At 61.8% G+C, this 24,165-nt stretch carries 21 protein-coding genes; 9 read left to right on the top strand and 12 right to left on the bottom strand.

The genetic code is table 11. From position 1 onward, the window contains the following. Window positions 1–27: 27 nt before the first annotated feature. Window positions 28–1,329: a diguanylate cyclase gene (locus B0G71_RS22430; protein WP_116144249.1), complete on the bottom strand. Its 1,302-nt coding sequence runs from the start codon at window positions 1,327–1,329 to the stop codon at window positions 28–30. A 712-nt stretch (window positions 1,330–2,041) separates the two neighbouring features. Between B0G71_RS22430 and B0G71_RS22425 the strand changes: the two genes are divergently transcribed. Next, window positions 2,042–3,997, top strand: coding sequence for a phosphatase PAP2 family protein (locus B0G71_RS22425; RefSeq protein WP_181916809.1), 1,956 nt, complete (start codon window positions 2,042–2,044; stop codon window positions 3,995–3,997). A 381-nt stretch (window positions 3,998–4,378) separates the two neighbouring features. Here the strand turns inward: B0G71_RS22425 and B0G71_RS22420 are convergent, their stop codons facing one another. The 6 genes from B0G71_RS22420 to B0G71_RS22395 form a co-directional block, all read right to left on the bottom strand. Next, window positions 4,379–4,687 carry a hypothetical protein gene (locus tag B0G71_RS22420; RefSeq protein WP_116144245.1) on the bottom strand — a complete coding sequence of 103 codons (309 nt, stop codon included), beginning with the start codon at window positions 4,685–4,687 and terminating at the stop codon, window positions 4,379–4,381. A gap of 39 nt (window positions 4,688–4,726) precedes the next feature. Beyond that, entirely contained in the window at window positions 4,727–5,176 is a 450-nt protein-coding gene (locus B0G71_RS22415; protein ID WP_116144243.1) for a MarR family winged helix-turn-helix transcriptional regulator, read from the bottom strand. 271 nt (window positions 5,177–5,447) lie between these two features. Then, entirely contained in the window at window positions 5,448–6,398 is a 951-nt protein-coding gene (locus B0G71_RS22410) for a DmsC/YnfH family molybdoenzyme membrane anchor subunit (RefSeq protein WP_116144241.1), read from the bottom strand. Between the two features lie 20 nt (window positions 6,399–6,418). Further along, on the bottom strand, window positions 6,419–7,162 hold the full coding sequence (locus B0G71_RS22405; protein ID WP_106280742.1) for a 4Fe-4S dicluster domain-containing protein: 744 nt from the start codon (window positions 7,160–7,162) through the stop codon (window positions 6,419–6,421). 27 nt (window positions 7,163–7,189) lie between these two features. After that, window positions 7,190–10,114 carry a molybdopterin-dependent oxidoreductase gene (locus tag B0G71_RS22400; protein WP_116144239.1) on the bottom strand — a complete coding sequence of 975 codons (2,925 nt, stop codon included), beginning with the start codon at window positions 10,112–10,114 and terminating at the stop codon, window positions 7,190–7,192. Window positions 10,115–10,376: 262 nt separating this feature from the next. Continuing rightward, entirely contained in the window at window positions 10,377–11,309 is a 933-nt protein-coding gene (locus tag B0G71_RS22395) for a 2-hydroxyacid dehydrogenase (RefSeq protein WP_116144237.1), read from the bottom strand. A 258-nt stretch (window positions 11,310–11,567) separates the two neighbouring features. On the opposite strand from B0G71_RS22395, the gene B0G71_RS22390 reads away from it, so the two are divergent. Further along, window positions 11,568–13,046, top strand: coding sequence for a sensor domain-containing diguanylate cyclase (locus tag B0G71_RS22390; RefSeq protein WP_116144235.1), 1,479 nt, complete (start codon window positions 11,568–11,570; stop codon window positions 13,044–13,046). Window positions 13,047–13,170: 124 nt separating this feature from the next. On the opposite strand, the gene B0G71_RS22385 is transcribed toward B0G71_RS22390, so the two are convergent. Then, window positions 13,171–13,473 (bottom strand): putative quinol monooxygenase, encoded by a 303-nt coding sequence (locus tag B0G71_RS22385; protein ID WP_106280735.1) that lies wholly within the window; start codon window positions 13,471–13,473, stop codon window positions 13,171–13,173. Window positions 13,474–13,743: 270 nt separating this feature from the next. Here B0G71_RS22385 and B0G71_RS22380 point away from each other — a divergent pair, with 270 nt between their 5' ends. Together B0G71_RS22380 and B0G71_RS22375 are read left to right on the top strand one after the other, a co-directional pair. Beyond that, the gene (locus B0G71_RS22380; RefSeq protein ID WP_116144233.1) at window positions 13,744–14,085 is read left to right on the top strand and encodes a zinc ribbon domain-containing protein YjdM; all 342 of its coding nucleotides are present in this window, start codon (window positions 13,744–13,746) and stop codon (window positions 14,083–14,085) included. 54 nt (window positions 14,086–14,139) lie between these two features. Next, window positions 14,140–14,556 (top strand): VOC family protein, encoded by a 417-nt coding sequence (locus tag B0G71_RS22375; protein WP_116144231.1) that lies wholly within the window; start codon window positions 14,140–14,142, stop codon window positions 14,554–14,556. Here the strand turns inward: B0G71_RS22375 and B0G71_RS22370 are convergent. Both B0G71_RS22370 and B0G71_RS22365 read right to left on the bottom strand, forming a co-directional pair. Continuing rightward, window positions 14,553–15,953, bottom strand: a complete 1,401-nt coding sequence (locus B0G71_RS22370) for a heavy metal sensor histidine kinase (RefSeq protein ID WP_116144229.1) — start codon at window positions 15,951–15,953, stop codon at window positions 14,553–14,555. The two genes, B0G71_RS22375 and B0G71_RS22370, sit on opposite strands and share 4 nt — an antisense overlap. Continuing rightward, window positions 15,950–16,621, bottom strand: coding sequence for a heavy metal response regulator transcription factor (locus tag B0G71_RS22365; RefSeq protein WP_106280728.1), 672 nt, complete (start codon window positions 16,619–16,621; stop codon window positions 15,950–15,952). Before B0G71_RS22365 ends, B0G71_RS22370 begins: the two co-directional genes overlap by 4 nt. Window positions 16,622–16,821: 200 nt before the next feature. Here B0G71_RS22365 and B0G71_RS22360 point away from each other — a divergent pair, with 200 nt between their 5' ends. The 3 genes from B0G71_RS22360 to B0G71_RS22350 all read left to right on the top strand — a co-directional run bounded on the left by B0G71_RS22360 (window position 16,822) and on the right by B0G71_RS22350 (window position 18,955). Then, entirely contained in the window at window positions 16,822–17,454 is a 633-nt protein-coding gene (locus B0G71_RS22360) for a hypothetical protein (RefSeq protein ID WP_116144227.1), read from the top strand. A 92-nt stretch (window positions 17,455–17,546) separates the two neighbouring features. After that, entirely contained in the window at window positions 17,547–18,182 is a 636-nt protein-coding gene (locus tag B0G71_RS22355) for a cytochrome b/b6 domain-containing protein (RefSeq protein ID WP_116144225.1), read from the top strand. Then, complete coding sequence (locus B0G71_RS22350) at window positions 18,179–18,955, top strand: molybdopterin-dependent oxidoreductase (RefSeq protein ID WP_106280722.1); 777 nt, start codon at window positions 18,179–18,181, stop codon at window positions 18,953–18,955. The genes B0G71_RS22355 and B0G71_RS22350 overlap by 4 nt, the downstream gene beginning before the upstream one ends. Window positions 18,956–18,974: 19 nt before the next feature. On the opposite strand, the gene B0G71_RS22345 is transcribed toward B0G71_RS22350, so the two are convergent. After that, window positions 18,975–19,943: an AraC family transcriptional regulator gene (locus tag B0G71_RS22345; protein ID WP_116148775.1), complete on the bottom strand. Its 969-nt coding sequence runs from the start codon at window positions 19,941–19,943 to the stop codon at window positions 18,975–18,977. A 318-nt stretch (window positions 19,944–20,261) separates the two neighbouring features. On the opposite strand from B0G71_RS22345, the gene B0G71_RS22340 reads away from it, so the two are divergent. Beyond that, window positions 20,262–21,314, top strand: coding sequence for an NAD(P)-dependent alcohol dehydrogenase (locus tag B0G71_RS22340; RefSeq protein ID WP_116144223.1), 1,053 nt, complete (start codon window positions 20,262–20,264; stop codon window positions 21,312–21,314). Window positions 21,315–22,078: 764 nt separating this feature from the next. Further along, on the top strand, window positions 22,079–23,035 hold the full coding sequence (locus tag B0G71_RS22335) for a LysR family transcriptional regulator (protein ID WP_147308697.1): 957 nt from the start codon (window positions 22,079–22,081) through the stop codon (window positions 23,033–23,035). Window positions 23,036–23,209: 174 nt separating this feature from the next. Here the strand turns inward: B0G71_RS22335 and B0G71_RS22330 are convergent, their stop codons facing one another. Continuing rightward, a complete protein-coding gene (locus tag B0G71_RS22330; protein WP_116144218.1) occupies window positions 23,210–24,151 on the bottom strand; it encodes a hypothetical protein in 942 nt (313 codons plus the stop codon). Window positions 24,152–24,165: the final 14 nt, after the last annotated feature.

The following is a 24,165-nucleotide window of genomic DNA, read 5'->3' as shown; positions in this document are numbered from 1 at the left end:
CGCATCACTGCCGGTCCATGCAGGCGTCTATCCAATCTCGACGCGATTACGGCCGGATTGCTTTGCCCGATAGAGCGCACGGTCCGCACGCTTCATTAACGCGTTAACATCGACCTCGCCGGCTTCACGAGTGGCCACGCCGATGCTGACGGTAAATGGAATCGGCTCAGAATGCCACGCGTGCTCGAAATCCTGCCGTTCGTAGCGCCGCCGCAGTTCATTCGCGAGCGCATAGGCAAGATGTGTATCCGCACCAGGCAAGGCCGCGACAAACTCCTCACCTCCCCAGCGGGCGAATAAACCCGGCCCATCCGCCATTGACGTTCCGACCTTGGCGAGCACGCGTAAGACCTCATCACCGGCATCGTGTCCACGGCGATCGTTGATCTCCTTAAAAAAATCAACGTCAAGAATGAACACTGATAAACCATCGCTCGTAGCAAGTACTCTCTCCACGAACTCCAGAAATTCACGGCGATTCGGCAGACCCGTTAGCACGTCGGTCTTAGCCTGCGCTTTTAGCAGCGTCATTAGCCGGGCGCGATCGCTGATGTCCCGGACGACCGCCATGAATTCGGTCGCGCCGTTCCTCTCGATCTTGGAGACTGCGATTTCGACCGGTATTATCGATCCGTCGCGATGCTGCCCGTACACACTGTTGCTTTGATCCATACGCGGCGGGGTCGCCTGCCGCTGCATGGGCTGGTACGAGTCCGCGAACTGCTGCACCTTCCGTGGGTGGTGCGTGCGAAACCTTTCGGGCAAGAGAGTTACGACTGGCCGGCCAAGCACCTCGGCAGACGAAAAACCAAAAAGATTCTCAGCCGCGCGATTAAATAGTGTGATGTTGTGCTGTTCGTCCATCGTGACAATAGCGTCGTAAGCCAGATCGACCAAAGCACGATAACGCGAAGCATCAACTTCCGGCTCCTGCGGCCGATCGATCTTTGCAGTCATGTCGAAACCGGTAACGAGCACCTCGCGCGCGCTGGAGCCGTCCCCGTGCCTGATCGGTTTGAGCGAAAAGCGCCACCATTGGCTGCCCTCGCGAAAGTCATGAGTTTGCTCGGGCTCCGGCGGCCGCCCGGACGCAAAACACGCGAGCAGTTTCTTGCGGAACCCGCGCGGCGCGGAACTTGCAAGCAGTGCATCGAATGCAACGGGGAAAATTTGCAGACCCGCGTCCGCTCTCCCCGTTAACTGAAAGAATCGATCGTTGCACGCAGTGACGATGAGTTCCCGGCTTTCATCGAGCGCTATCATGGCAACGCATATGGCATTCTCATCGATCACCTGGCTTGGCTCCTTGGACCAATCTGAGGGCTCCATTTTGCAGCGGTCTTAATTACTGACAGTTTTGCGCCACGGGACATAATTGTCGCACAGCGGGAATACGGAGATTTGACTTCCCTTTCCAAACATCTGACGCTGGTGGGAGAGCGAATAGCCATGCGTTTGGGCATCTTCATCACTGGCGACAGCGGATTGGCGTCGACCTCAAAGGGTTCGGCAACATGAATTATTTTTACCCCGTGGCGTCGGCATAGATATTCGTAGAACGCCGAATCATCAATGTCCTGAAATCGGCCCCAGCGACTCATGTCGTAGACAAGAATCAATGTGGAGCATTGCGCCGGGTCGGTCGCATCGGTAAGCAAGCGAGTTAGCGCGGGCGAGCACGCGGCGTGAGCCCGCTGATCCTCTGGCCGCTTTCCAGTGAAGAGTTTGAAGAGCGGACTGGCGCAGCCCGACCTTCAGGAGTCCCTCGCCAGGATCTTGCGAATGGCCGCTGTTTTATGTCCATTTCGGATTTTCCCCGTCTTGGATAACACCTGCTCCAAAGCTATATCGCTTTGAAGATCGCTGCGTCAGGGCTTCGCTTGAACGGAGAGAACACACAACGATTCCAGATAACCGCAACCGCAATCCATGCTTTTGCGCGTTCTGAAAACATCAAACCTTTCTGAATGTCATCGGGGCTTCACTTAGATCGCCCAAGATCCGTCCCCATTGACTCTTTTGCCACCGACTCAGGAAGCCTATGTTGTTTCGATTCCCCCGCCCCCGCCCGCTATCCAGTTTCATTGCCCTATGCACCCTGCTGACGCTGAGTGCCTGCGGGAGCGGTGATGACGTCCAAAGTAATGCGGCCGTCGTGCCCGCCCCGCCGGCAGATCCAGGTTTTGTGGACAGTGCGTCCATCCCTCCTGTACCTGCATTCGTCGACAATGCCGCCTCCAACCAGCGAAACGATGCCCACTTCGCGACACTCGATACAAATGCCGGCGTACGCGTTGTCGCTCGTTTCCTCGACCTGTGGCAGCCGTCGACCATGGTTGTCGACGCGGGCGCTTCGGCACCGGCCGTCGATGGATTCCCGGCCGTGGTCGCTTCCACGTGCTCAGGCCTCGTTAACTCGGGCACGCCTTGCGGCACGGTCCTGAATGCCGCCGTGTTGGGCCAGAACACGCAGTTCGTCGTCAACGAAACAGTCTCCCGCACACAGGCGCAGGCCGATGCGGCTTATTTCGACGACCGCCGCAACAAGGGATACAGTGTGACCGACGGCTTGGGGCCATTGACCAGCGCATGGCTAGGCAGCACGCAGCAAACCACGACGATCACCTCCATCCCGGCCAACGCTACCACGACGCTGTACAGCGACGCAGGCAACAACACAGGCGTTGGCCGTCCGACCAACACGACTTTTGGCACCGTCGTCGATTTTGTCAATGCCATGAGCACCAACGGTTCGACGGAACCCGCCAAGCGCTTTTATAAATACGCCAGACCGTTCCGGTGGAGCAGTTCCGTGGTGGTCGATCCCACGTTGGTACCGGCCGAAAGCGCCACGCCCGCGACAGACGGTGGCTTCATTAGCGGCCATACCGCCGAAGCAATGCGTGACTCGATGGCCATGGCTTACGTAGTTCCGCAGCGCTTCCAGGAAATGATGAGCCGCGCAATGGAATTAGGAGAAAACCGAATCATCGCGGGCATGCATTCGCCACTCGACGTAATCGGTGGCCGGATGCAGGGCCTGGCCGTAGTGGCGGCCAACCTCTACAACCCCGCAAATGCCTCCTTGAAAACCTCGGCATATGCGCAGGCCCAAAGTGCATTGATGTCCCAGACGAACACGACGAGTGCCGCGCTCTCTACCTTCGCGCATTCGGGCACAACCTCAACGGACCGCTTTGCCGACTACGCGACCAATCAGTCCAATTACTTGCGTCGCATGACTTTTGGCTTTTCGCAGATCGAGGCGACCGATGCCGCGCCGGTCGTTCCGAAGGGTGCAGAAACGCTGCTTGAAACTCGTTTCCCCTATCTCAGCGCAGATCAGCGCCGGGTCGTGCTGAAGACGACCGAGTTCCCGTCCGGCTACCCGGTCATGGACGATGCGGAAGGCTGGGGGCGTTTGAACATGTTCGCAGCGGCGGATGGCTACGGCGCATTCAACGGCAACGTCATCGTGTCCATGGACGCCACCCAGGGCGGCTTCAACGCAGCCGATACGTGGCGCAATCCGATCTCAGGAGCCGGCAAGCTGACCGTGCAGGGCAGCGGAACGCTCAGGCTGGCTGGCGCTAACACCTTCTCCGGCGGCTCACAGGTCAGCGGCGGTACGCTCGAAGCGGACTCGACGACCGCGTTCGGCACCGGGGACGTCTACCTTGGCGCGGGCACCGTGGTCATCCATGCGCCTGGTGTCGTATCCGTGGTCGGCAAATACACGCAACTTGCGAATACGACGCTGGAACTCGATATCGGCGCGAATGGGCAAGGCTCGATGAAGGTGGGCGCTCAGACTACGGTTGTTGGGGGAACGCTGCATGTGAAGTTCGTCAACGGCTTCACACCTAAGGTCGGCGATACGATCAACCTGATCAGCGGCAATGGTTCGAACGTGAAGTTTTCGACTATCGCTGTTGACGGCTTCACCGTCACGCCTATCTATACATCGACTGGCGTTCAGGTCCATCTCGATTCCTAACTGAAGTGCTGGTCCGTGAGCGGCCGCTGTGCATGCCGCTCACGTCCTTGCGGACGATCCTCTTGTTTCCCCGTTGTATGGTGCAAAAAAGGCGGGGAAACAACGCCGCTATCGGCTAGAACTTTTCGGCCCGGTCTTCCGGGTCGGGCACGGCGGAACGCTGGTTCCGCACGACTGTTTCGGGCTCGCCAACGGCCGCTCACACATCGAACATGTCCGGCCGTTCATGGGCCCGGTCTCTGTCGGTAAAAGAATCTACTTCATGCTGGCCGCCAGACATGTCATCGGCTGCCGACAGTAGGGCTGCGCGAGCAGCGAACCGAGTACGGCGGCGGTGGTGATCTTCCAGACCAGCGGAGAGCCGAGCCCACTGCGTCGCGCTCAAAACAGACCTTCACGACGCGCGCGGCCGAAATGAAGCGATGCGAACACACCCATGACCAGCACGCCGACGAGCAGCGCCACGCTATCGATATTGAAGCCGGGTGTGAACGGGTGGTGAATCATTAGCGCCAGGCCGATCAGTGTATTCAGCAAGCCCCACAGGAAGTTGACGAGCGGCGACGATGGCCCCTTGCCATGGGGCTCCGAAAACGGAGACGGGAACGTTTCACCGCGCAGACCAGCGGTCAGATGCGGCATCGCGTTGCACAGGAAGGCACCCGCGAAGAAGGCTACAACGAAGCTCATGGTTCGTCCTTTCGAAGGAAGCGGGAGAAGCCAGAATGGCTAGGGAAGCGTGGAATCGCCGAGTCGCCTGATCAGCGGAATGGCCGCAGCGAGCGTCGCGACGTCCTGAGGATCAAACTGTTCGAGCGTCGCCAGCAGCCATTCGCGTTTGGCCGCCGTGCGCCGCTTGCGTTCGTTCAGCCCTTTGCGCGTGATGGCGAAGAGAATCTGGCGGCCGTCCGTGGGATGCGGTTCCCGCTCGACGCAGGCCTCTTCTTCGAGGCTTGCGAGGATGGTTTTCATGGACTGAGGCTTCATCGATTCGGCGCGCGAGAGAGCCGCAGTGGTCATCGGGCCTTCACGTTCCAGCCGCGCGAGCACGCTGGACTGCGACAGGTTCAGGTCGCCAGGGCTGGCGATGCGCAGCCGGCGCAGAAGCTGGCCGACAGCCAGCGCCAGATCGGAGACGACGTTTTCCAGCGGCGGAGTGGATTCAGAGACACGGGTCATGCGCGAAGCGTAAACCAAGACAGTTAGACTTGCAAGTTAAACTGTCTAAATGCAGATACGGACTGCACGGTGCACCTTCGAGGCTGGTGAAAATTTCCCCTTATGAACGCCCTCAATTTCAACTTGTACTGAATTGCTCCCCTGTAGCAATTGGTTTTAATGCGCTCGTAGTTTCATCTTATGTGCGAACGCACAGAGAAACGACGCGGCCGCCATTTCTGGCGGCCGCGTTCGTTGTGTCCACTTGATAGGGTGAAGCGCGCCTCTTCTTTTAGCCTACCCTCGCGTAGTAAAGATTCTGCGGATGCTTCGCCTCTGCAAAGAAAAACCACCGCTCCGCCACCAGCCCCGCGTATTGCACAAGACACGCCGCGGCCAGCAAGCCGAGCGAAACGCCAATCGAATGCAGGCTCGCGCCTAGCGCCATCAACAAAACCGGCGCGACGAACGCCGTCGCGAGAAAGCCCCATTTGACATTGCGCAGCGTGCCGGCTGATTTGCCGTGAAAGAACTCGCGCAGATTGAACGCACCGGCGGTAAAGCCGCGCGACACCTGCACCAGCTTGGGATTGTGAATGCCGGTGGCGCTCTGCACGGTCGACTTCGGCCGCAAGCGCGCGTTGCGCATGAGCGACGCCGAGCGGCTCGCGCAACCGGCGAGCGTCAGCACACATGCGCAGACGGCGAGTCCAGCTGTCCACTCAGGCGCGAACCACGCGCTCAAGGCCGTCGCCAGCGTGAAGCCTGACGCGCAACCGAGCAGCGCGAAATTCACCAGCGTGAGCGGCGTGGCCCACTCCTGCAGAAAGCGCAGGCACGCATAGATCATCGCCGTGCAGACGAACAGCACGGCGCTCGCCAGCACGCCGAGCCAGCCGATCGCGAGCGACCACGGCGAGGCGAACCAATGCGCGACGCCATATAAAAACGCGCAGGCGAGAAACGCCGGCAGGCACAGACATTCACGCGACAACCACGACGTGCGCCACATGGCGATCGCGCGCCATGCGCGTTCGGGATGACCGAGATGGAAGAACGACGCGATCAACCCGAGCCCGCCCAACACCACCGACACCCCCGCGCCGGTGATATAGAACGCACCGGAGGGCGAAGCGAGCAGGCCCAGATGCGCGGCAGTTTCCACACCGACGAGCGCGATCAGCAGACCCTGCGCCGCGCCGCTCAAAGTGGTGAGAAAAACCACGGAGAATGCGGGATTCATCGTGAGGTCCTGTGGGTTGATTAGATGCGCGTCGCCATCGACGCAAGATGCAACTCGCCGCGCTCGAATTGCGCATCGAGCGATTCCGGTTCCTGTACCGAGCCCGTCGATTTGCACGAGCACGAGCCACTGCCGCAGCCCGCGGCCTCGGTGGGCACGCGCGGCAAATAGTGATTCGCCGGCCGCGTATTCCACTCGGGCATCAACTGATAGCCGCCGCGCTCCTCGATCGCCTTCGACACCACCGATTCCGGATCGTGAATATCGCCGAACAGCCGCGCCGAAGTCGGGCAAGCGAGCACACAGGCCGGCTGCCGATCGCGCTCGGACAGATTTTCATCGTGGATCCGATCGACGCACAGCGTGCACTTGGTCATCTCCTTGCGGCTTTCGTCGAGTTCGCGCGCGCCGTACGGACACGCCCACGCGCAATACTTGCAGCCGATACAGCGGTCGAAATCCACCAGCACGAGCCCGTCTTCCTTGCGCTTATAGCTTGCACCGGTCGGACAGACCGGCACGCACGGCGGATCCTCGCAGTGCAGACACGACTTCGGAAAATGGATCGTCTCCGCGTTGGGAAAACTGCCGGCTTCAAAGCTCTGCACCCGGTTGAAGAACGTGCCGGACGGATCCGCGTCGTATGGATTCATATCGGCGAGACTGCCCGATTCGCCTGACGTGTTCCACTCCTTGCAACTCGTCACGCAAGCGTGGCACCCCACGCACACGTTCAGGTCGATCACCAATGCCATCTGTGTCATCACAGGCTCCTTGCGGCTGTCCTGATGTTATTTGCGCCCCGTCGCGCCGCGCAGCCGCGCCGCGAACTCCCCTCGTCCCGCGAAGTAGGTTTGCACGATCCGCGAGATCACACCGTTCTCGCCCGGCACGGCGGGCATCGCCGCGAATTGCGGCAGCGTATGCCGCGCGTCCGCCTCCGCCGGATAGATGCGCACGCGCACGTCGTACCATGCGGCCTGGCCCGTCACCGGATCGGAATTCGACATGCTTCGCGCTACGTCGTCGACGCGGTTGGGCAACTCGTCGGTGATGAGGTGATTGAGCAGGAAACCGCGTTGCGATTCGTTCGCGCCCGGCCCAAGATTCCATGCGCCCGACGCCTTGCCGATCGCGTTCCACGTCCATACCGTGCCCGGCTCGACGGTCTCGCTGAAGCGTGCCATGCAGCGCACGCGGCCCCATTGCGATTCGGCGTAGATCCACGCGCCGTCGGCGATACCGTTCTCGGCCGCCATCAACGGATTCATGTACAGATAGTTCTCGCCGTGAATCTGCCGCAGCCATGCGTTCTGCGAGTCCCACGAGTGGTACATCGCCATCGGCCGCTGAGTCACCGCGGCGAGCGGAAACCTGTCGAGGTCGGTCGCCGCGCTCTCGAGCGGCGCATACCAGAACGGCAGCGGATCGAAGTACTTTTCCACCCGCGCGCGCAAATGATCCGGCGGTTGCCTGCCGCTCGTGCGGCCCTGCGCGGCGAGCCTGAATTTCTGCATCACGTCGGAGTAAAGCTGGATCAGAATCGGCTCGCTGAACTTGCGGAAACCATGCTTGACCGCCCACTCGAGATACGGTCCGTTGCAGTTGCGCATATATTGCAGCGTCTCGGGCAACGGGTAATGGAACACGCAATTGTTCTTCGCGTACTGCTCCCACTGGTTCGGATTCGGTTCGCCCACCAAGGCCTTGTCGCCATTTTTGCCACGCCAGCCGATCAGAAAGCCCACGCCGGAATCCGGCGACGTCGTGAAATTGACGACGAAGTCGGGATAGTCGCGAAAGCGGCGCGCGCCCTCCGCGGTCGTGAAGGCAGGAAACTTCAGACGCGACGCAAGCTCGATCAGCACTTCCTGGAACGGCTTGCATTCACCGGTAGGCGGCACGACCGGCACGCGCACCGAATCCACCGGGCCGTCGAATTCGGAGATCGGCCGGTCGAGCATGGACATCGCGTCGTGCCGTTCCAGATAGGTCGTGTCGGGCAGGATCAGATCCGCGAACGCGGTCATCTCCGACTGGAACGCGTCGCACACCACCAAAAACGGAATCTTGTACTCGCCGCTGGCGTGCTTGTCGACCAGCATTTCACGCACTTTCATCGTATTCATCGACGAATTCCACGCCATGTTGGCCATGAAAATCATCAGTGTGTCGATGGGATACGGATCGCCGCGCCACGCGTTGGTAATCACGCTGTGCATCAGGCCATGCACGGCGAGCGGATATTCCCATGAGAAGGCCTTGTCGATGCGCACCGGACCGCCCTGTTCGTCGATGAACAGATCCTCGGGCGCGGCCGGCCAGCCCAACGGGCCGGTGGCGAGCGGCGTGTTCGGCTTGACGGCGTCGGGGCTGTTCGGCGGTTTCGCCGATGGCGGTACAGCGCGCGGAAACGGCGACTTGTGACGAAAGCCGCCGGGCGTGTCGATCGTACCGAGCAGCGACATCAGCACGGCCAGCGCGCGGATCGACTGGAAGCCGTTGGAGTGCGCCGCCAGCCCGCGCATCGCGTGAAACGCGACCGGGTTGCCGGTGACGGTTTCGTGCGTCTCGCCCCATGCGTCGGTCCAGCGGATCGGCAAGGTGATGCGATGGGCGCGGCTCGTCTGGATCATTTCACCCGCGAGGCGGCGAATCGTGTCGGCCGAGATGCCGGTGATGCCGGCAGCCCACTCGGGCGTGCAATCGGCCACGCGTTCGCGCAGCAAGGCGAACGACGGCGTGACGGGTGTGCCATCGTCGAGCGTATAGCGGCCGTCGAGCGCGGGACTGACGCCGGCCGCGTGATGCGGCACGGCGCGCGCGGCTTGAGTGTCCCACCAGAGGTGATTCTGCGGAAACAGCGGATTGCCGACCGGCCGCTCGGGATCGCGCACGAACAGGCCGAAGTTTTCGCTGGCTTCGTCGAGCGAGACGAGTTCCGCCGCGTTGGTGTAGCGGCGCACGAATTCGTGATCCCACGCGTCGGCGGCAATCAACTCGTGGAGGAACGCCATGAACAGCGCGCCGTCGGTGCCGGGCTTGATCGGCACCCACTCGTCGGCGATCGCCGCGTAGCCCGTGCGAATCGGATTGATCGCGATGAAGCGGCCGCCCGCGCGCTTGAATTTCGAAATCGCGATCTTGAGCGGATTCGAATGATGATCTTCCGCCGTGCCGATCATGAAGAAGAGCTTGGCGCTGTCGAGGTCCGGGCCGCCGAATTCCCAGAACGAGCCACCGATCGTATAGATCATGCCCGCCGCCATATTGGACGAGCAGAAGCCGCCATGCGCCGCGTAATTAGGCGTACCGAACTGTTTGGCGAAGAGCCCGGTCAGCGCCTGCATCTGGTCGCGGCCGGTGAAGAGCGCGAATTTTTTCGGGTCGGTGGCGCGAATGTGGCCCAGACGCTTTTCGAGCACCTCGAACGCATGCTCCCACGACACCGGCTCGAACTGCGCGCTGCCGCGCTCCGCGTCCGGCTTGCGCATCAGCGGTTGCGTGAGACGCGCGGGAGAGTACTGCTTCATGATGCCCGAGGCGCCCTTCGCGCAGATCACGCCTTGGTTGAGCGGATGCTCCGGGTTGCCGTCGATGTAGCGCACCTCGCCTTCGCGAAGATGCACTCGAATGCCGCAGCGGCAGGCGCACATGTAGCAGGTGGTCGTCTTGATGTCGAGCCGTTCGTTCTGCGTGCGAGCGTGATGTTCCATGCGGGATCTCCGTCGCTGCTCCGGCTGCGCCGAAGCGGTGGTGATGCGATACCGCCCATCCTATGCGCCGTGGCCTCACAAGGGAAATCGCCATTTTCGAGAGAAACTATCCGCTGCGCCGATAGTTTGTGTTTGCCTTTCGACGACGGCGCTACGCGTCGGCCATGCCGCACGCGCTGTCCGACGAACAGTACGAGCACATCGGCAACCGGCCGGGCAGCGACGAAGACCAGTAATTACCGACCCCCGCCGGTTCTGGACATCAGATGGGCGTCAGTACCCCATCGCCCGCAAAATGCCGGCGGGCGTTGTCCAGAAAGTTGTCGACCGAGGCCGTGATCGCTTCCGGCGAGCGGCCGCCCACGTGCGGCGTCAGCACCACGTTCTGCAGCATTAGCAAGGCTTCGGGCGGATTGGGCTCGCTCTCGTAGACGTCGAGCGCGGCGCCGGCAATCGTCCCTGCTGTGAGCGCCTGCGCAAGCGCCGCCGTGTCGAGCACACTGCCGCGCGACACGTTGACCACGAAGCCCTGTGGCCCGAGCGCCTCGAACACCGCCGCGCCGATCAGATGACGCGTGCCCGCACCGGCCGGCGTCGCAACGATCAGAAAGTCGCTCCAGCGCGCAAGGCCTGCCACGCTATCGAAGTACCGATGCGGTGAGCCTTCGCGCGGCTTACGGTTGTGATAGCCGATTTCCATCTCGAACCCCGCGCCGCGCCGCGCGACTTTCTCGCCGATGTTGCCGAGCCCGACAATGCCGAGGCGCTTGCCGGAGACGTTCGGTTGCATCGGCAACGAATCGCGCCACACACCCTTGCGCGTGGCCTGATCGAGTTGCGGCACGTCGCGCACCACCGCGAGCAGCAGCGCGAACGCATGATCGGCCACGCAATGATCGTTGGTCCCCGCGCCGTTGACGACCACGATATCGCGCGAGCGGGCGTGGTCGATAGCGAGGTTTTCATAGCCCGCGCCCAGCGCGCTGATCAGTTCGAGTTGCGGCATGCGGTCGATGTCCGCGGCGGCGAGCCCGGTCGTGCCGTTGGTCAGCACGGCGCGAATCGTCTCACCGTGCGCGTCGAGCGCGGCGGCTCGCGCGGTGGCGTCGGGCGCATAGACCACGTCGAACGCGGCTTCGATCTTCGCGCGGCTTGCATCGTTAAGGTGGATCAGAACCAGCAGGGATGGCTTCATGGCGGCGCTTTTTCCTGGCGACGTGAATGGACAGGACAATTTGCAGGCCAGTGTAACAAGCCTCCGGAAGGCTTGCCGGTAAGCCCGCTGAAGGGTCGGCCGCCCCGCTGGATGCGTCCTGGCGCGCCTCAAGTCCAACGGTACGGCGCCGTTATCCCACTAGATGGACTGACGTAAAAATGATGCGTAACCGGTCTTTCTTTTCAGCCACAGCCGAACCCGTCTTAAAATAGCGGCACTTCCGATTTTGAGAATCTCATGCTGGATATCCTCCCGCCCGGCCCGGCGCCCGCCAACGACGATTCCGAGATGTTCGAACTCGCGCCCGTCTCGCTCTGGCTCGAAGACTTCAGCGGCGTGCGCGCCTTGTTCGATGCATGGCGGGCAGACGGCATAACCGATCTGCGTGCGCATTTCGCCGCCAATCCGGGCTGCGTCGCGCAATGCGCGCACAGCATCCGCGTCATCAAGGTCAATCAGAAGACGCTAACGCAATTCGAGGCAGTCGATTTCGAGGCGCTCACCGGCAATCTCGCCTCGGTGTTCCGCGACGACATGCTCAAGACCCACCTGGAAGAGTTATGCCAGTTGTGGGCCGGCCAAGCGCAGTTCACCAGCCAGACAGTCAACTACACGCTCGGCGGACGCCGCCTCGACGTGCTACTCAAGGGCGCCGTGCTGCCCGGCCACGAGGCGCGCTGGGATCGCGTGCTGGTGTCGGTGGAAGACATTACAGAACTGGAAGGCGCGCGGCATCGCATGACGCTTGCCGAGCAGTATGTGCGCGGTCTGTTCGAATATTCGCCAGTGTCGCTGTGGGTGGAGGATTTCAGCGCGGTCAAGCGTCTGCTCGACGAAGCACGGGCGGCCGGCATCAACGATTTCCGCGTGTTTACGGACGTGCATCCCGAGTTCGTCGAACGTTGCATGCAGGAAATCCATGTGCTCGACGTGAACCAGCACACGCTCGACATGTTCGCGGCGAAGGACAAGAAAACGCTGCTGTCGCATCTCGCCGAGGTGTTCCGCGACGACATGCGTCCGCATTTCCGCGAGCAACTGGTCGATCTATGGGACGGCAAGCTGTTCCAGCAGCGCGAAGTGCTCAACTATTCGCTCGACGGCAGCGAGGTGCATGTGCACCTGCAGTTTTCCGTGCTGCCGGGGCATGAGCAGAGCTGGGATCTGGTGCTGGTGGCGCTCACGGACATCACGGCGCGCAAGAAGGCCGAAGCCTATCTCGAGTTCCTCGGCAAGCACGACGTGCTGACCAAACTGCGCAACCGCTCGTTCTACGTGGACGAACTGAACCGGCTCGAACGCAAGGGTCCGTGGCCCGTGACGATCATCATGGCCGATCTGAACGGCTTGAAACGTGTCAACGATCAGCTCGGCCACGCGGCCGGCGACGCGCTTTTGCGGCGCGCCGGCGAGGTGCTCGCCAAGGCAACCGAGACGCCGTTTCATGCGGCGCGGATTGGCGGCGACGAGTTCGCGATTCTGATGCCGGACACCGACGAGCGCGGGGGCGCCGCAATGATCGATGCGATCCGCCAGCTGATCGAGCTGAACAATCAGTTTTATCCGGGCTCGCCGCTCAGTTTCTCGATGGGCGCGGCCACCTGCCAGCGCGGCGACCGGCTCGAAGCGGGCGTGCAGCGGGCCGATCTGCTGATGTACGAGGAAAAGCGCGCGACCTACGCGAGCCAGCCGGCGGGCGACCCGGCGGGCCGCTAAACACTGGCTTGGCCGCGCCGGATCATGGCGTGGCGTCGTCGGATGATCAGCGCGTTTTTTGCGTTACGGGGTCGGCGAACCGGACAACGGAGCGACCGGCCCCGCCCCGCGGTCAGTGCTTCGCTTAGCCCGGCAATTTCGCTGCCAGCACGTCCACTTTTTCGATCGTGGGCGGCGAGGCGAACAGGTCGCCGGCCTTCGCCATCAGCGCGGCCGCCACCTTGCCGTTCAGGTGTGCTTCACGGCCGGCTTCATCCGGAAAGGCGTCGAAGATACCGAAGGTGGACGGCCCCAGTTTCAAACCGAACCACGCGACAGTGCCCGGCTCCTCCTCGACCAGCGGCAAGCCGCCGAGCAGAAACGCTTCGACGTCTTTTTCCTTGCCGGGTTTGGCTTCAAGACGAACGTACAGGGCGAGCTTGACCATGACAGAACTCCTGCTGTGAGATGCGAACAATGATGTACTTTGCGAGGGTTCGCAAAGCACGACGAGACATTGGGGACCGCCGGTCTATCGGAAGAGTATAGTCCGCTGCCCGTCTAGCGCCGTCATACGCTTTTCGCGTCAAGATCTACACACGCCGGTTTGCGCTAGCACAGCATTCCGTGTCGCGGATGCGGGCCGCCCGGCGTCCGTCGGCTATACTCGCCGCCCCTGAAGTTTTCCGCGGCCCGGCGCCGCGGTCTGGAAAAAATCATGTCGACAATTCCCGCCTGCCCGCAGTGCGCGATGGAAAACACCTACCCGGACGGCGACAACTACGTCTGCCCCGACTGCGCGCATGAATGGCCGATGAACGCCGCTGCGTCCGTCGACGAAGCCGACGCACGCGTGGTCAAGGACGCCAACGGCAACCCGCTGGCCGATGGCGATGCCGTCGTGCTGATCAAGGACCTGAAAGTGAAAGGCTCGTCGATCACGCTGAAAATGGGCACCAAGGTGAAGAGCATTCGTCTTGTCGGCGGCGATCACGAAGTGGACTGCAAGATGGACGCCGGCAACTTTATGCTGAAGGCCGCGTATCTGAAGAAGGTTTGAGTCTGAACGAACAGCGCTGGCGTGTGCAGCCAGTAGTCACCAGGAGCGACAGCGATGCTTTCCCACGTTTTCATCGGTATCGGCGATTTCGAGCGTGCTTGCAGCTTTTACGACTCGCTGATGGGCACGCTCGATCTGCGCCTCAAATTCCGCGATCCGGAAGCATGCTGGTCCGGCTGGATGGCGGCGGATGCGTCGCGCCCGCTGTTCGTGATCGGTAAGCCTTACGATGGCCACCCTGCCTCGGCCGGCAACGGCCAGATGATCGCCCTGCTCGCCGCCGACCGCATCACGGTGGATCGCGCGCACGCCGCGGCGCTCGCTCACGGCGGCACGTGCGAGGGGCCGCCCGGTTTGCGTCCGCAATATCACGCGAACTATTACGGCGCCTACTTTCGCGATCCGGACGGCAACAAGCTCTGCGTGTGCTGTCACGAACCGGAAAACCCGGCCGGCGCGACGCGCACTTAGGCGCCCGGAAAGCGCAACTCGAAGCGCACCACGCCCGGCGCCGGACACACCACGCTTGCCGTGCCGCCATGCAAATGCATGATCGCCTTGACGATCGCGAGACCCAGACCGCTCGATTCGGTGAACGCGCTGCGCGCCGCGTCCGCGCGATAGAAACGGTCGAACAGACGGCCTAGCTGCTCTTCGGGAATCGGCGCGCCGTCGTTTTCGACCGCCACGGTGGCGCCCGCCTCGTCCTGCGTGCCACGCAGACGCACCACGGTGTCGCTCGCCCCGTAACGCACGGCATTGACCACCAGGTTGTTGATCGCGCGGCGGCACAGCATCGGATTGACCGACGCCACGCCTGCGGCCTCGACCACGAAGCGCATCCCGCGTTCGTCGGCGGGACCTTCGAAATAATCTGCGATCCTGACGAGTTCCTCACGCAGATCGACCGGCTCACGTTCCACCGAGAGCGCCGCGTGGTCCGCATGCGCGAGAAACAGAATGTTCTCCGCGATATGACTCAGGCGGCTCAGTTCCTCGAGATTCGATTCGAGCACCTGCTGATACTCGTCGGGCTCGCGGGTCCGCGCGAGCGTCACCTGCGTTTGCCCTATCAATGCGCCGACCGGCGTCCGGATCTCGTGGGCCAGATCGGCGGAAAACTGCGAGAGCCGTTGGTAGCCCTCGGCGAGACGGTCGAGCATGGCGTTGAACGCATGCGTGATCTGGCGCAATTCGAGCGGCGCCGCCTCGCTGTCGAGCCGCACCGACAGGCTCGTGGGGCTGATCTGCGCGGCCCGCGTGGCAATCTCGCGAACCGGGCGCAGCGCGCGGCGCAGCACGTACCAGGCGAGCAGCGTCGCGGCCAGCATGCCGATCAGCGTGGCCAGCACGATGCGGTCGCGGTACGCCGCCAGCATGCGCATTTCCTCCGTCATCGGATGGCCGGCGATCACTTCGACTTCGGTGCCGTCTTCGCGTGCCTTTGCGGTTGCGATCGCCCAATGCACCGGCACGCCGTTGGCCAGGTGCGTCTGGCGGATATCGGCGAAGGTCGGCAAGCGCCCCTCCGCGTCGGCTTGCAGCGCGGGCACGGCCACGCCCGCCGGGTTCACGTCGATGAACGGCGCCTCGCCCGGGCGGCGAAACAGCAGCACGTCCTGTTCCGCGCCGAGCATGGTCTCGAATAGCAAGGGCCGGGTCTTCAGTTCGCCGACCGGATAGAGATCGCGCACGATGCGGCTGAAATGCTCGACACGGGCGGCCAGCACCACGTCGGCGCGGCGTTGCAGCGAGACTTCGGCGGAGTGATAGAAGTACGCGCCGAGCGTGCCGATCACCACGCATGCGATCGTCGCGAACAGTATCGTAGTGCGAGCCGTGAGCGAGCGCCTGGTCCAGAATTTCATGAGCCGTCGCCGAACGCGTAGCCGATGCTGCGCACCGTATGGATCAGCTTCTTTTCAAATGGATGATCGATCTTGGCGCGCAGCCGTTTAATGGCCACGTCGACCACGTTGGTGTCGCTGTCGAAGTTCATATCCCACACTTCAGAAGCGATCTGCGTGCGCGACAGCGCTTCGCCCTGACGGCGCACCAGCAGATGCAGCAGCATGAATTCCTTATTGGTGAGCGGAATCTCCACGCCTTCACGCGTCACCTTGCGGCGCAGCACGTCGAGCTTGAGGTCAGCGATCTCGAACACGTCGCTCTCGCGGATCACACCGCGGCGCAGCAGCGTGCGGATGCGCAGCATCAGTTCGGTAAATGAAAACGGCTTGACGAGGTAATCGTCCGCGCCGAGTTCAAGACCGCGAATACGGTCGCTGACATGGTCGCGCGCGGTCAGGAAGATCACCGGCAGATCGCGCCGCGCCCGCAGCGCACGCATGATTTCCCAACCGTCGATACCGGGCAGCATCACATCCAGCACCACGAGGTCGTACGCATTTTCGAGCGCCATGTGCAGCCCGTCCGTGCCGGTGCGCGCAAGATCGACCGCATAGCCGCTCTCGCGCAAGCCCTTCTTCAGGTAGTCGCCGGTTTTCGGATCGTCTTCGATGACGAGGATACTCATGGTGCTCGGTGCTCGGTGCTCCGATTCGGCGTTGGCGCAGAGCCTCGCCCTGCCGCTCGCCGAATTCTGGACGTGGATATGCCGGTCATTCTACGTGTCCGCCGCGCGCCGTTCATGACGTTTTTGTCATCCGTCTGTCACTCGCCGGAGCCGGTCCCAGGTCTAATCTGCCCCCATCCTTCACCACCTGGAGCAGATTCATGAAGATCGTTTCCCCGCGTGCATTGCGCGTTTTCGCCGCCCCCGCGCTCGTCGCCGCTGCCTTGCTTGCCGCCGGACCGGCTGCGCATGCCCAGAGTGCCGTGCCCACCGGTGTCCGTGGCACGGTGACATCGCTGTCGGGCGATCTGCTCAAGGTCCACACGCGCGACGGCAAAGACGTCGACGTGAAGCTCGTCAAGGACACGCCGATCCGCGGCGTGGTGCTCGCCAACATCAACGATATCAAGCCGGACAGCTATGTCGGCACCGCCGCGATTCCGCAGGCGGACGGCACGCTGAAGGCGCTTGAAGTGCATGTGTTTCCGGCGAGCATGCGCGGCGCCGGCGAAGGTCACCGTCCGTGGGATCTCGGCGGCAACAGTTCGATGACCAACGGCACGGTGGGTTCGCTCGTGGTCAGCAATGGCCGCACGATCACCGTGAAGTACAAGGACGGCGAAAAGAAAATCGTGATTCCGCAGGACGTGCCTATCGTCGCGCTGGAATCGGGTGACCGTTCGCTGCTGGTGCCCGGCGCGAAAGTCGTGTTGTTCGCGCACAAGGAAGCCGACGGCTCGATGGCCGCCAACTTTATCTCCGCGGGCGAGCATGGCGTGACGCCGCCGATGTAAGACAGTGCTGCTGTTTTCACCTTGAGCCGGGCAGCCGCGTTCTTGCAGGACGCGGCTTTTCGACTCCCCGTTTGTCTCGTGAGCTTCACACCATGCCCGACACCCCAACGCGCCTGCCCGTTCACCCGCTCGCCGTACGAATCACGCACTGGATCAACGCATTCGCGATGGTCTGCATGGTGATGAGCGGCTGGGCCATTTATAACGCGTCACCGTTTTTCCCGTTCCGGTTTCCGGTTTGGGCGACCGTCGGCGGATGGCTAGGCGGCTCGATTGCGTGGCATTTCGCGGCCATGTGGCTGCTGTGCGCGAACGGGCTGCTGTATTTCGCGTATGGCGTCGGACGCGGGCATTTCCGGCGCAAGCTGTTGCCGGTTCATCCACGCGACGTGGCGCATGACGCCAGCCTCGCGCTGCGCTTCAAGCTACCGCACGATACCGGCAAATATAACGCAGTGCAGCGCGCGCTGTATCTGCTGGTGCTATGTCTTGGCGTGTTGCTGGTCGCGTCGGGGCTGTCGATCTGGAAGCCCGTGCAATTCTCATGGCTCACCGCACTATTCGGCGGCTTTGATTTTGCGCGACGCGTGCATTTCATTGCAATGGCAGGCGTGGTCGGTTTCGTGGTCGTGCATCTGGCGCTCGTGCTGCTGGTGCCGCGCACCTTGCTGCCGATGCTGACCGGACACGCACGGCCACATCCGGCACATAAAGGGAGCGAGGCATGAGCGCACCAAAAACTAACCGCGACGCACGCCGCTCACGCATCGTGCTTGCCGACCATCAACCGCAAATCGAGCGGCTGCAACGGCGCATGTTCCTGCGTTCGTCGCTCTCCATCGGCGCACTGGCGATGCTCTCGGGCTGCAACATGCAGGACGGCGATTCGGTCGACAAGGTGCTCTGGGCGATGTCGCGCTGGAACGATCGCGTGCAGGGCTGGCTGTTCGACCGCAACAAGCTTGCACCGACCTATTCGGCGCGCGAAATCACCGACCCGTTCCCCTTCAACGCCTTCTATCCGGAGTTCGACGCGCCGGACATCGACGGCTCGACGTATCAACTGGAAGTGTCAGGGCTCGTCTCGGACAAGCGCACCTGGAACCTCGATCAGCTACGCGCGTTGCCGCAGGCTTCGCAGATCACTCGCCACATCTGTATTGAAGGATGGAGCGCGATCGGACAATGGCGCGGCGTGCCGTTTCGCACGTTTCTGGAGCGCATCGGCGCCGATCTGAATGCGCGCTATGTTGGGTTCAAATGCGCGGACCGCTATTACTCCAGCCTCGACATGGCGACGGCCCTGCATCCGCAGACGCAGCTCACGCTCGATTTTCGCAACGAGCCGCTGCCGGCGAAATACGGTTATCCCTTGAAGCTGCGCGTGCCGACCAAACTCGGCTTCAAGAATCCCAAGCACATCGCGGCGATTTTCGTGACTAACACGAATCCCGGCGGCTATTGGGAAGACCAGGGGTACAACTGGTTCAGCGGTTTGTAGTGCGGTCCGTTTTGCCCGATCACACGGCAGTAACGTAACGCGCTACGGGTTTCACCACGCGCGGCGGCGGCGCGTCGTAGAGCGCGCGCATGCGCTTCACTTCGTCGACCGGACTCAACCCGAACAGACGCTTGAACTCGCGGCTGAACTGCGACGCGCTTTCATAACCGACGCGCGCCGCGGCCGCGCCCGCATTCAGCCCATCCTGCACCATCAGCAAACGCGCGTGATGCAAACGCGTGGTCTTTACGTATTGCATCGGCGAAGTCGCGGTGACCGCTTTGAACTGTGCATGAAACACGGCGAGGCTCATGCCTGCTTCGGACGCGAGCGTATCGACGTCGAGTACACCGTGGTAGTCGGCATGAATTCGCCGCAGCGCCTTGGCAATGCGGCCGAAATGATTCTGATGCGTGAGCGCCGCGCGAATCGCGTCGCCTTGCTCGCCGGTCAGCACGCGATAACAGATTTCGCGCACCACGCCGGGCGCGAGAATACGCGCGTCGAGCGGCGAAGCCAGCGCATCCATCAGCCGTTGCACCGCATTGCACAGCGCCGGGTCGAGCGGTGTCGAATAAATGCCGACGGGTTCGTTCTGCGCGGCGCCCTGCGTTTCGTTCAACGCCATCAGCAATTCGGCCACCATGGTCAGATCGACGCGCACCGAGATGGCGAGAAACGGCTCTTCCGCACTCGCCTCGGTTTCGCATTCGAACGGCAACGGCACTGAGAGCACCAGGTACTGCTGCGCGTCGTACTGAAACACCTGATCGCCGAGAAAGCCGCGCTTGCGGCCCTGGCAGACGATCACGATGCTCGGTTCGTACATGACCGGCATGCGCGGCATGGGACTATTCGCGCGCATCAGGTTGACGCCTTCGAGACTCGTGCGCGTGAAGCCCGGGGTGGGCGCGAGCACATCGAATAATTCGACCAGGCGCTGCTGGGCGCGATCGACCGAGACGGGTTCAGCGGAACGGGGAGACATGACGGTATAGTGACGTGCGAGAGAATAATGCTTGAAATTTAGCACCAAACAACCTATCGCGCTCCTCGCCAGGAGTTTTAGGCAAATCTTCAAGACATTCAGGTATTCCCGGGCTGCCTGCCCGCTCCTATCATGGGAACCCTGCCGGATCATCCTTTTCCGCGCTGCGCCGGGCTCGGTTGCCAATTCCCAGTTTGACGAATTTGCCAGCCACCGCCCGCGCCGTGATCCCGGTTCATGACGAGGTTGGCCACATCGGCGGCATATGTCGCCCATCGCCGGCGCCTTGCAACTTCACCCTCTTTGCTGGAGCTACCCATGAGCACGACTTACGCCTATGCAGCGACCGACGCTACTGCGCCGCTCGCCCCGTTCGAAATCCAGCGCCGCGAACTGCGCGCCCACGACGTGCAGATGGAAGTTCTGTTTTGCGGTGTGTGCCATTCCGATTTGCATCAGGCGCGCAACGAATGGAAGAACACGGTGTTTCCGGTTGTGCCGGGCCATGAGATTGTCGGCCGCGTGACCGCGGTGGGTCCGGATGTCACGAAGTACAAGGCTGGCGACCTGGTCGGCGTCGGCTGTCTGGTGGATTCGTGCCGCACCTGTGCGAGTTGCAAGGAAGATCTCGAGCAGTATTGCGAAAACGGTTTTGTCGGCACGTATAACGGTGTTGATCGAGTTGACGGGCAGAACACTTACGGTGGTTATTCCACGCAACTCGTCGTGGATGAAGCCTTCACGCTGCGTGTGCCGGAGAATCTCGATCCCGCTGGCGTGGCACCGTTGCTGTGCGCGGGGATCACGACGTATTCGCCGCTGCGGACCTGGGGTGCTGGTCCTGGCAAGAAGGTCGGCATTGTCGGTCTTGGCGGTTTGGGGCATATGGGTGTGAAGCTCGCTCGCGCGATGGGTGCGCATGTTGTGTTGTTCACTACCTCGCCTTCCAAGATTGAAGATGCGAAGCGGTTGGGTGCGCATGAAGTCGTGATTTCGAAGAATGCCGAGGAAATGGAAGCGCATTTGAATAGCTTCGATCTGATCGTGAATACGGTTGCTGCTCAGCATGATTTGAATCCGTTTTTGAATCTGCTTAAGCGGGATGGGACTATGACGCTGGTCGGCGCACCGGAGCATGATCATCCGTCGCCGCAGGTGTTCAATCTGATCTTCAAGCGTCGCCGGTTGGCTGGGTCGTTGATTGGTGGGATTGCTGAGACGCAGGAAATGTTGGATTTCTGCGGGGAACATGGGATTACTTCGGATATCGAGGTTATTCCTATGCAGGGGATTAATGAGGCTTTTGAACGGATGCTGAAGAGTGATGTTAAGTATCGGTTTGTGATTGATCTGGATTCCTTGCGGAAGTGATTTTTTTGGTTTTTTGGCTTGCGCTGCGGGTCGTTTTTTTGGCTTGCGGCGCGGGCTGGTTCTGGTTTTTTTCTTGACCTGTGATTGGTTGTTACGTTGGGGTGTTGGCCTTTCCTTGCTTTGTTAGTGGTCTATTAGCGTTGCCCCTGTGCGGGGCGGCACCTACTTCTCTTTGCCGCCGCAAAGAGAAGTAGGCAAGAGAAAGCGGCTCAAACCGCTAGCTCTTAAGCGGGTCCCCCGCACAGCCGCGGTAGCGGCACATCTGGAATCCGTGCTCTCACACATTCGGCGTGAGTGACAAAGCAGTCATTCTTCCGGCGGCGCTACGCGCGCCCCCCGGTACAAATTAAACCAATCGTCTTTTTCGACGCATCGCCGAGGCGATGCCGACGGCCCCCACAATGCACAAAACGAAGCCACCGATTCCTAAGTGGACCGCCCCGGCGAGCGCGGAGCGCGAGGCGGGAAGAATGACTGCTGTGTCACGTGCGCGAAATGTGCGAGAAGACAGATTCCAGATGCACCACCAGCGCGACTGCGCGAGGAACCCGCTTATGAGCTAGCGGTTTGAGCCGCTTTCTCTTGCTTACTTCTCTTTGCGGCCGGCAAAGAGAAGTAAGTGCCGCCCCGCACAGGGGCAACACTAATAGACCACTAAAAAAGCAAGGAAAGGCCAAAACCCTAAGCATCCCAAAACAAAAAATACCCACCAAAAAACAGGCAAGAAAAAAACCAAAAGCAACCCTCGACAGGAGCATGAACCCGTGATTGACAGAATAACTGCAATGCGCACCTTCATCCGAATCGTGGACACCAACAGCTTCACCCGCGCAGCGGAATCATTAAACATTCCGCGCGCCACGGCGACCACCATCGTCCAGAATCTGGAAGCCCTGCTAGGCACAGCCCTTCTAGCCCGCACAACGCGGCGCCTAAGCGTCACCCCCGAAGGCGCCGCCTACTACGAACGCTGTGCGCAAATCCTCGCCGACATCGACGAAATGGAAGCCAGCATCCGTCACGCGACGGATAACCTGACCGGCCGTCTGCGTATCGAAATGCCCGGCGCCGTAGCCAGCGCTATCGTGCTGCCAGCGCTCGAAGACTTCCACACGCGTTACCCCAACCTCGATCTCGCGATCGGTATCAGCAACCGCACAGTCGATCTGATCACCGAAGCCATCGACTGCAGCATCCAGCTCGGCGAATTGCCGGACTCGAATCTGGTCGCGCGCCAACTCGGCACGCTCGAACACGTGACCTGCGCGAGCCCGGCCTACCTGGCCCGCTACGGCACGCCGACGGATCTCGACGATTTGCGCGGACATGCGGCCGTCAATTGCATGTCGCCGCATAACGGCCGCGAAGTGGACTTCGATTTCGAAGTGAACGGCGAAGCGCAAAACGTAAAGGTGAAAGGCTTCGTCAAGGTCAGCGACGAACAGGCCTATCTCACCTGCGGCCTGCAAGGCCTCGGTCTGATCCAGCCCGCACGAATCGCCGCGCAACCGTACCTCGACTCGGGACTGCTGCGCGAAGTCATGCCGCAATGGAAGCCCGTGCCGATGCCGGTCTCGGTCGCCTACGTGAAGAATCGCCGCGTGTCGCCGCGCGTGCGCGCGTTCGTGGACTGGCTGGGGGAGTTGTTCGAGAAAGCGGAGCACGTCGATCGGGATCTCTCGCGCGTCCGTCAATTGCTGCGCGGCCTGCATCACGCCTGAGGCGGCTTGAATGCAGGCGCGCAGCGCGGTAGCAAACCGCGTCAGTTCGGCAGCTTGACCGGCACCGGCCGCGTCAGCAGTTCAGCGTCTTGAACAATTGCGTGATGCTGGTCGGCGGAGTCTGCGCATTGATTTCGCTACCGCCGCAGCCCGAGGGTGAATGAAGAAGTGTGACTAAGGCTGACGAGCCTGCTGCGCCGATCCCGGGCACGCGGGATCCTTACCCCAATGGCCGTCACATACGCGCCACCGGCACAACTGGTCTTCGAAGAATCCGCGCTGTCCGCACTCTTTCACGCGCTCAGCGAGCTTGGCGTTGCCAGGTGTCGCGGATGCGCTAACCTTGGTCGCGGTCTTGCCGTCCGCAGCTTTCGCATCCGCCGGCTTGGTCCGTGCAACGAGCGCAGCCAATAGATCGGCATCCGAATCATCTTTCGATGCATTACCGCTCGTGCGCGTTTTCTTCGACTGAGCGACCGCAGTCGGCGCGCTCGCATGACGGTTGCCGGCAGTCGCACTTTCCTTCTTGCCGTGCACGGCGCTCTCGTGCTTCTCCTTGATGGCCACCGCCGTAGCGCTTTTGCCATGCTTCGCCGCCGGCGCCGTGACCGCGGAATCGGCCGTTGCGGATGCCACCGGTGCGGGTGCGCTGCTCGGCTCCGCGCCGTCGGCGAGCGCGCGCGACAGACGGCTGCCGTCGCTGGCGGGTGCCGTAGCGGACGCCGCAACGGCTTTGCTGTCGCTATCGTCGGCAACGATCGTGGCCGCTTGCGACGACGCCGGAGCCGGCGCCTCCGCTTTGGCGACAACCAGCGGAGCGGCGCTCGCGGCAGCCGCCGGCGCAGCACTCTTCTGCACGCTCTCAGGCGTGGCCGCCGCCAGCGACTCGCTCTGCACGCGCTGCTGCATATGCCATGCGCCCCAGCCGCCGGCTGCGATCACCAGCAACGCGACCAATAGCAATGGCGCCCTGGACCGGCGTGGTTGTTCCGTAGGCGGCGCAACGCGGCCTTCAAGGTTCGCAAGAATTCGCGAACCATTGCCGTCAGCGCCTTTAGCCTTATCGGATAACAGGCTAGGCGGGGCTTTGGAATTCGAACTTTCCGGCGCACTCATTCACTGTCTCATTG

Origin of the sequence: Paraburkholderia sp. BL27I4N3, from assembly GCF_003386115.1 — a bacterium.
In the GTDB taxonomy this organism is placed as follows: domain Bacteria; phylum Pseudomonadota; class Gammaproteobacteria; order Burkholderiales; family Burkholderiaceae; genus Paraburkholderia.
This window is presented reverse-complemented; position numbering and strand designations above follow the sequence as displayed.

Bases quoted from the DNA above. Each gene is read 5' to 3' on its own strand.
- B0G71_RS22380 (WP_116144233.1), top strand. From the start codon at position 13,744: ATGTCGACAATTCCCGCCTGCCCGCAGTGCGCGATGGAAAACACCTAC.
- B0G71_RS22430 (WP_116144249.1), bottom strand. From the start codon at position 1,329: ATGGAGCCCTCAGATTGGTCCAAGGAGCCAAGCCAGGTGATCGATGAG.
- B0G71_RS22365 (WP_106280728.1), bottom strand. From the start codon at position 16,621: ATGAGTATCCTCGTCATCGAAGACGATCCGAAAACCGGCGACTACCTG.
- B0G71_RS22420 (WP_116144245.1), bottom strand. From the start codon at position 4,687: ATGAGCTTCGTTGTAGCCTTCTTCGCGGGTGCCTTCCTGTGCAACGCG.
- B0G71_RS22350 (WP_106280722.1), top strand. From the start codon at position 18,179: ATGAGCGCACCAAAAACTAACCGCGACGCACGCCGCTCACGCATCGTG.
- B0G71_RS22370 (WP_116144229.1), bottom strand. From the start codon at position 15,953: ATGAAATTCTGGACCAGGCGCTCGCTCACGGCTCGCACTACGATACTG.
- B0G71_RS22340 (WP_116144223.1), top strand. From the start codon at position 20,262: ATGAGCACGACTTACGCCTATGCAGCGACCGACGCTACTGCGCCGCTC.
- B0G71_RS22385 (WP_106280735.1), bottom strand. From the start codon at position 13,473: ATGGTCAAGCTCGCCCTGTACGTTCGTCTTGAAGCCAAACCCGGCAAG.
- B0G71_RS22330 (WP_116144218.1), bottom strand. From the start codon at position 24,151: ATGAGTGCGCCGGAAAGTTCGAATTCCAAAGCCCCGCCTAGCCTGTTA.
- B0G71_RS22425 (WP_181916809.1), top strand. From the start codon at position 2,042: ATGTTGTTTCGATTCCCCCGCCCCCGCCCGCTATCCAGTTTCATTGCC.
- B0G71_RS22400 (WP_116144239.1), bottom strand. From the start codon at position 10,114: ATGGAACATCACGCTCGCACGCAGAACGAACGGCTCGACATCAAGACG.
- B0G71_RS22375 (WP_116144231.1), top strand. From the start codon at position 14,140: ATGCTTTCCCACGTTTTCATCGGTATCGGCGATTTCGAGCGTGCTTGC.
- B0G71_RS22410 (WP_116144241.1), bottom strand. From the start codon at position 6,398: ATGAATCCCGCATTCTCCGTGGTTTTTCTCACCACTTTGAGCGGCGCG.
- B0G71_RS22405 (WP_106280742.1), bottom strand. From the start codon at position 7,162: ATGACACAGATGGCATTGGTGATCGACCTGAACGTGTGCGTGGGGTGC.
- B0G71_RS22415 (WP_116144243.1), bottom strand. From the start codon at position 5,176: ATGACCCGTGTCTCTGAATCCACTCCGCCGCTGGAAAACGTCGTCTCC.
- B0G71_RS22345 (WP_116148775.1), bottom strand. From the start codon at position 19,943: ATGTCTCCCCGTTCCGCTGAACCCGTCTCGGTCGATCGCGCCCAGCAG.
- B0G71_RS22390 (WP_116144235.1), top strand. From the start codon at position 11,568: ATGCTGGATATCCTCCCGCCCGGCCCGGCGCCCGCCAACGACGATTCC.
- B0G71_RS22395 (WP_116144237.1), bottom strand. From the start codon at position 11,309: ATGAAGCCATCCCTGCTGGTTCTGATCCACCTTAACGATGCAAGCCGC.
- B0G71_RS22360 (WP_116144227.1), top strand. From the start codon at position 16,822: ATGAAGATCGTTTCCCCGCGTGCATTGCGCGTTTTCGCCGCCCCCGCG.
- B0G71_RS22355 (WP_116144225.1), top strand. From the start codon at position 17,547: ATGCCCGACACCCCAACGCGCCTGCCCGTTCACCCGCTCGCCGTACGA.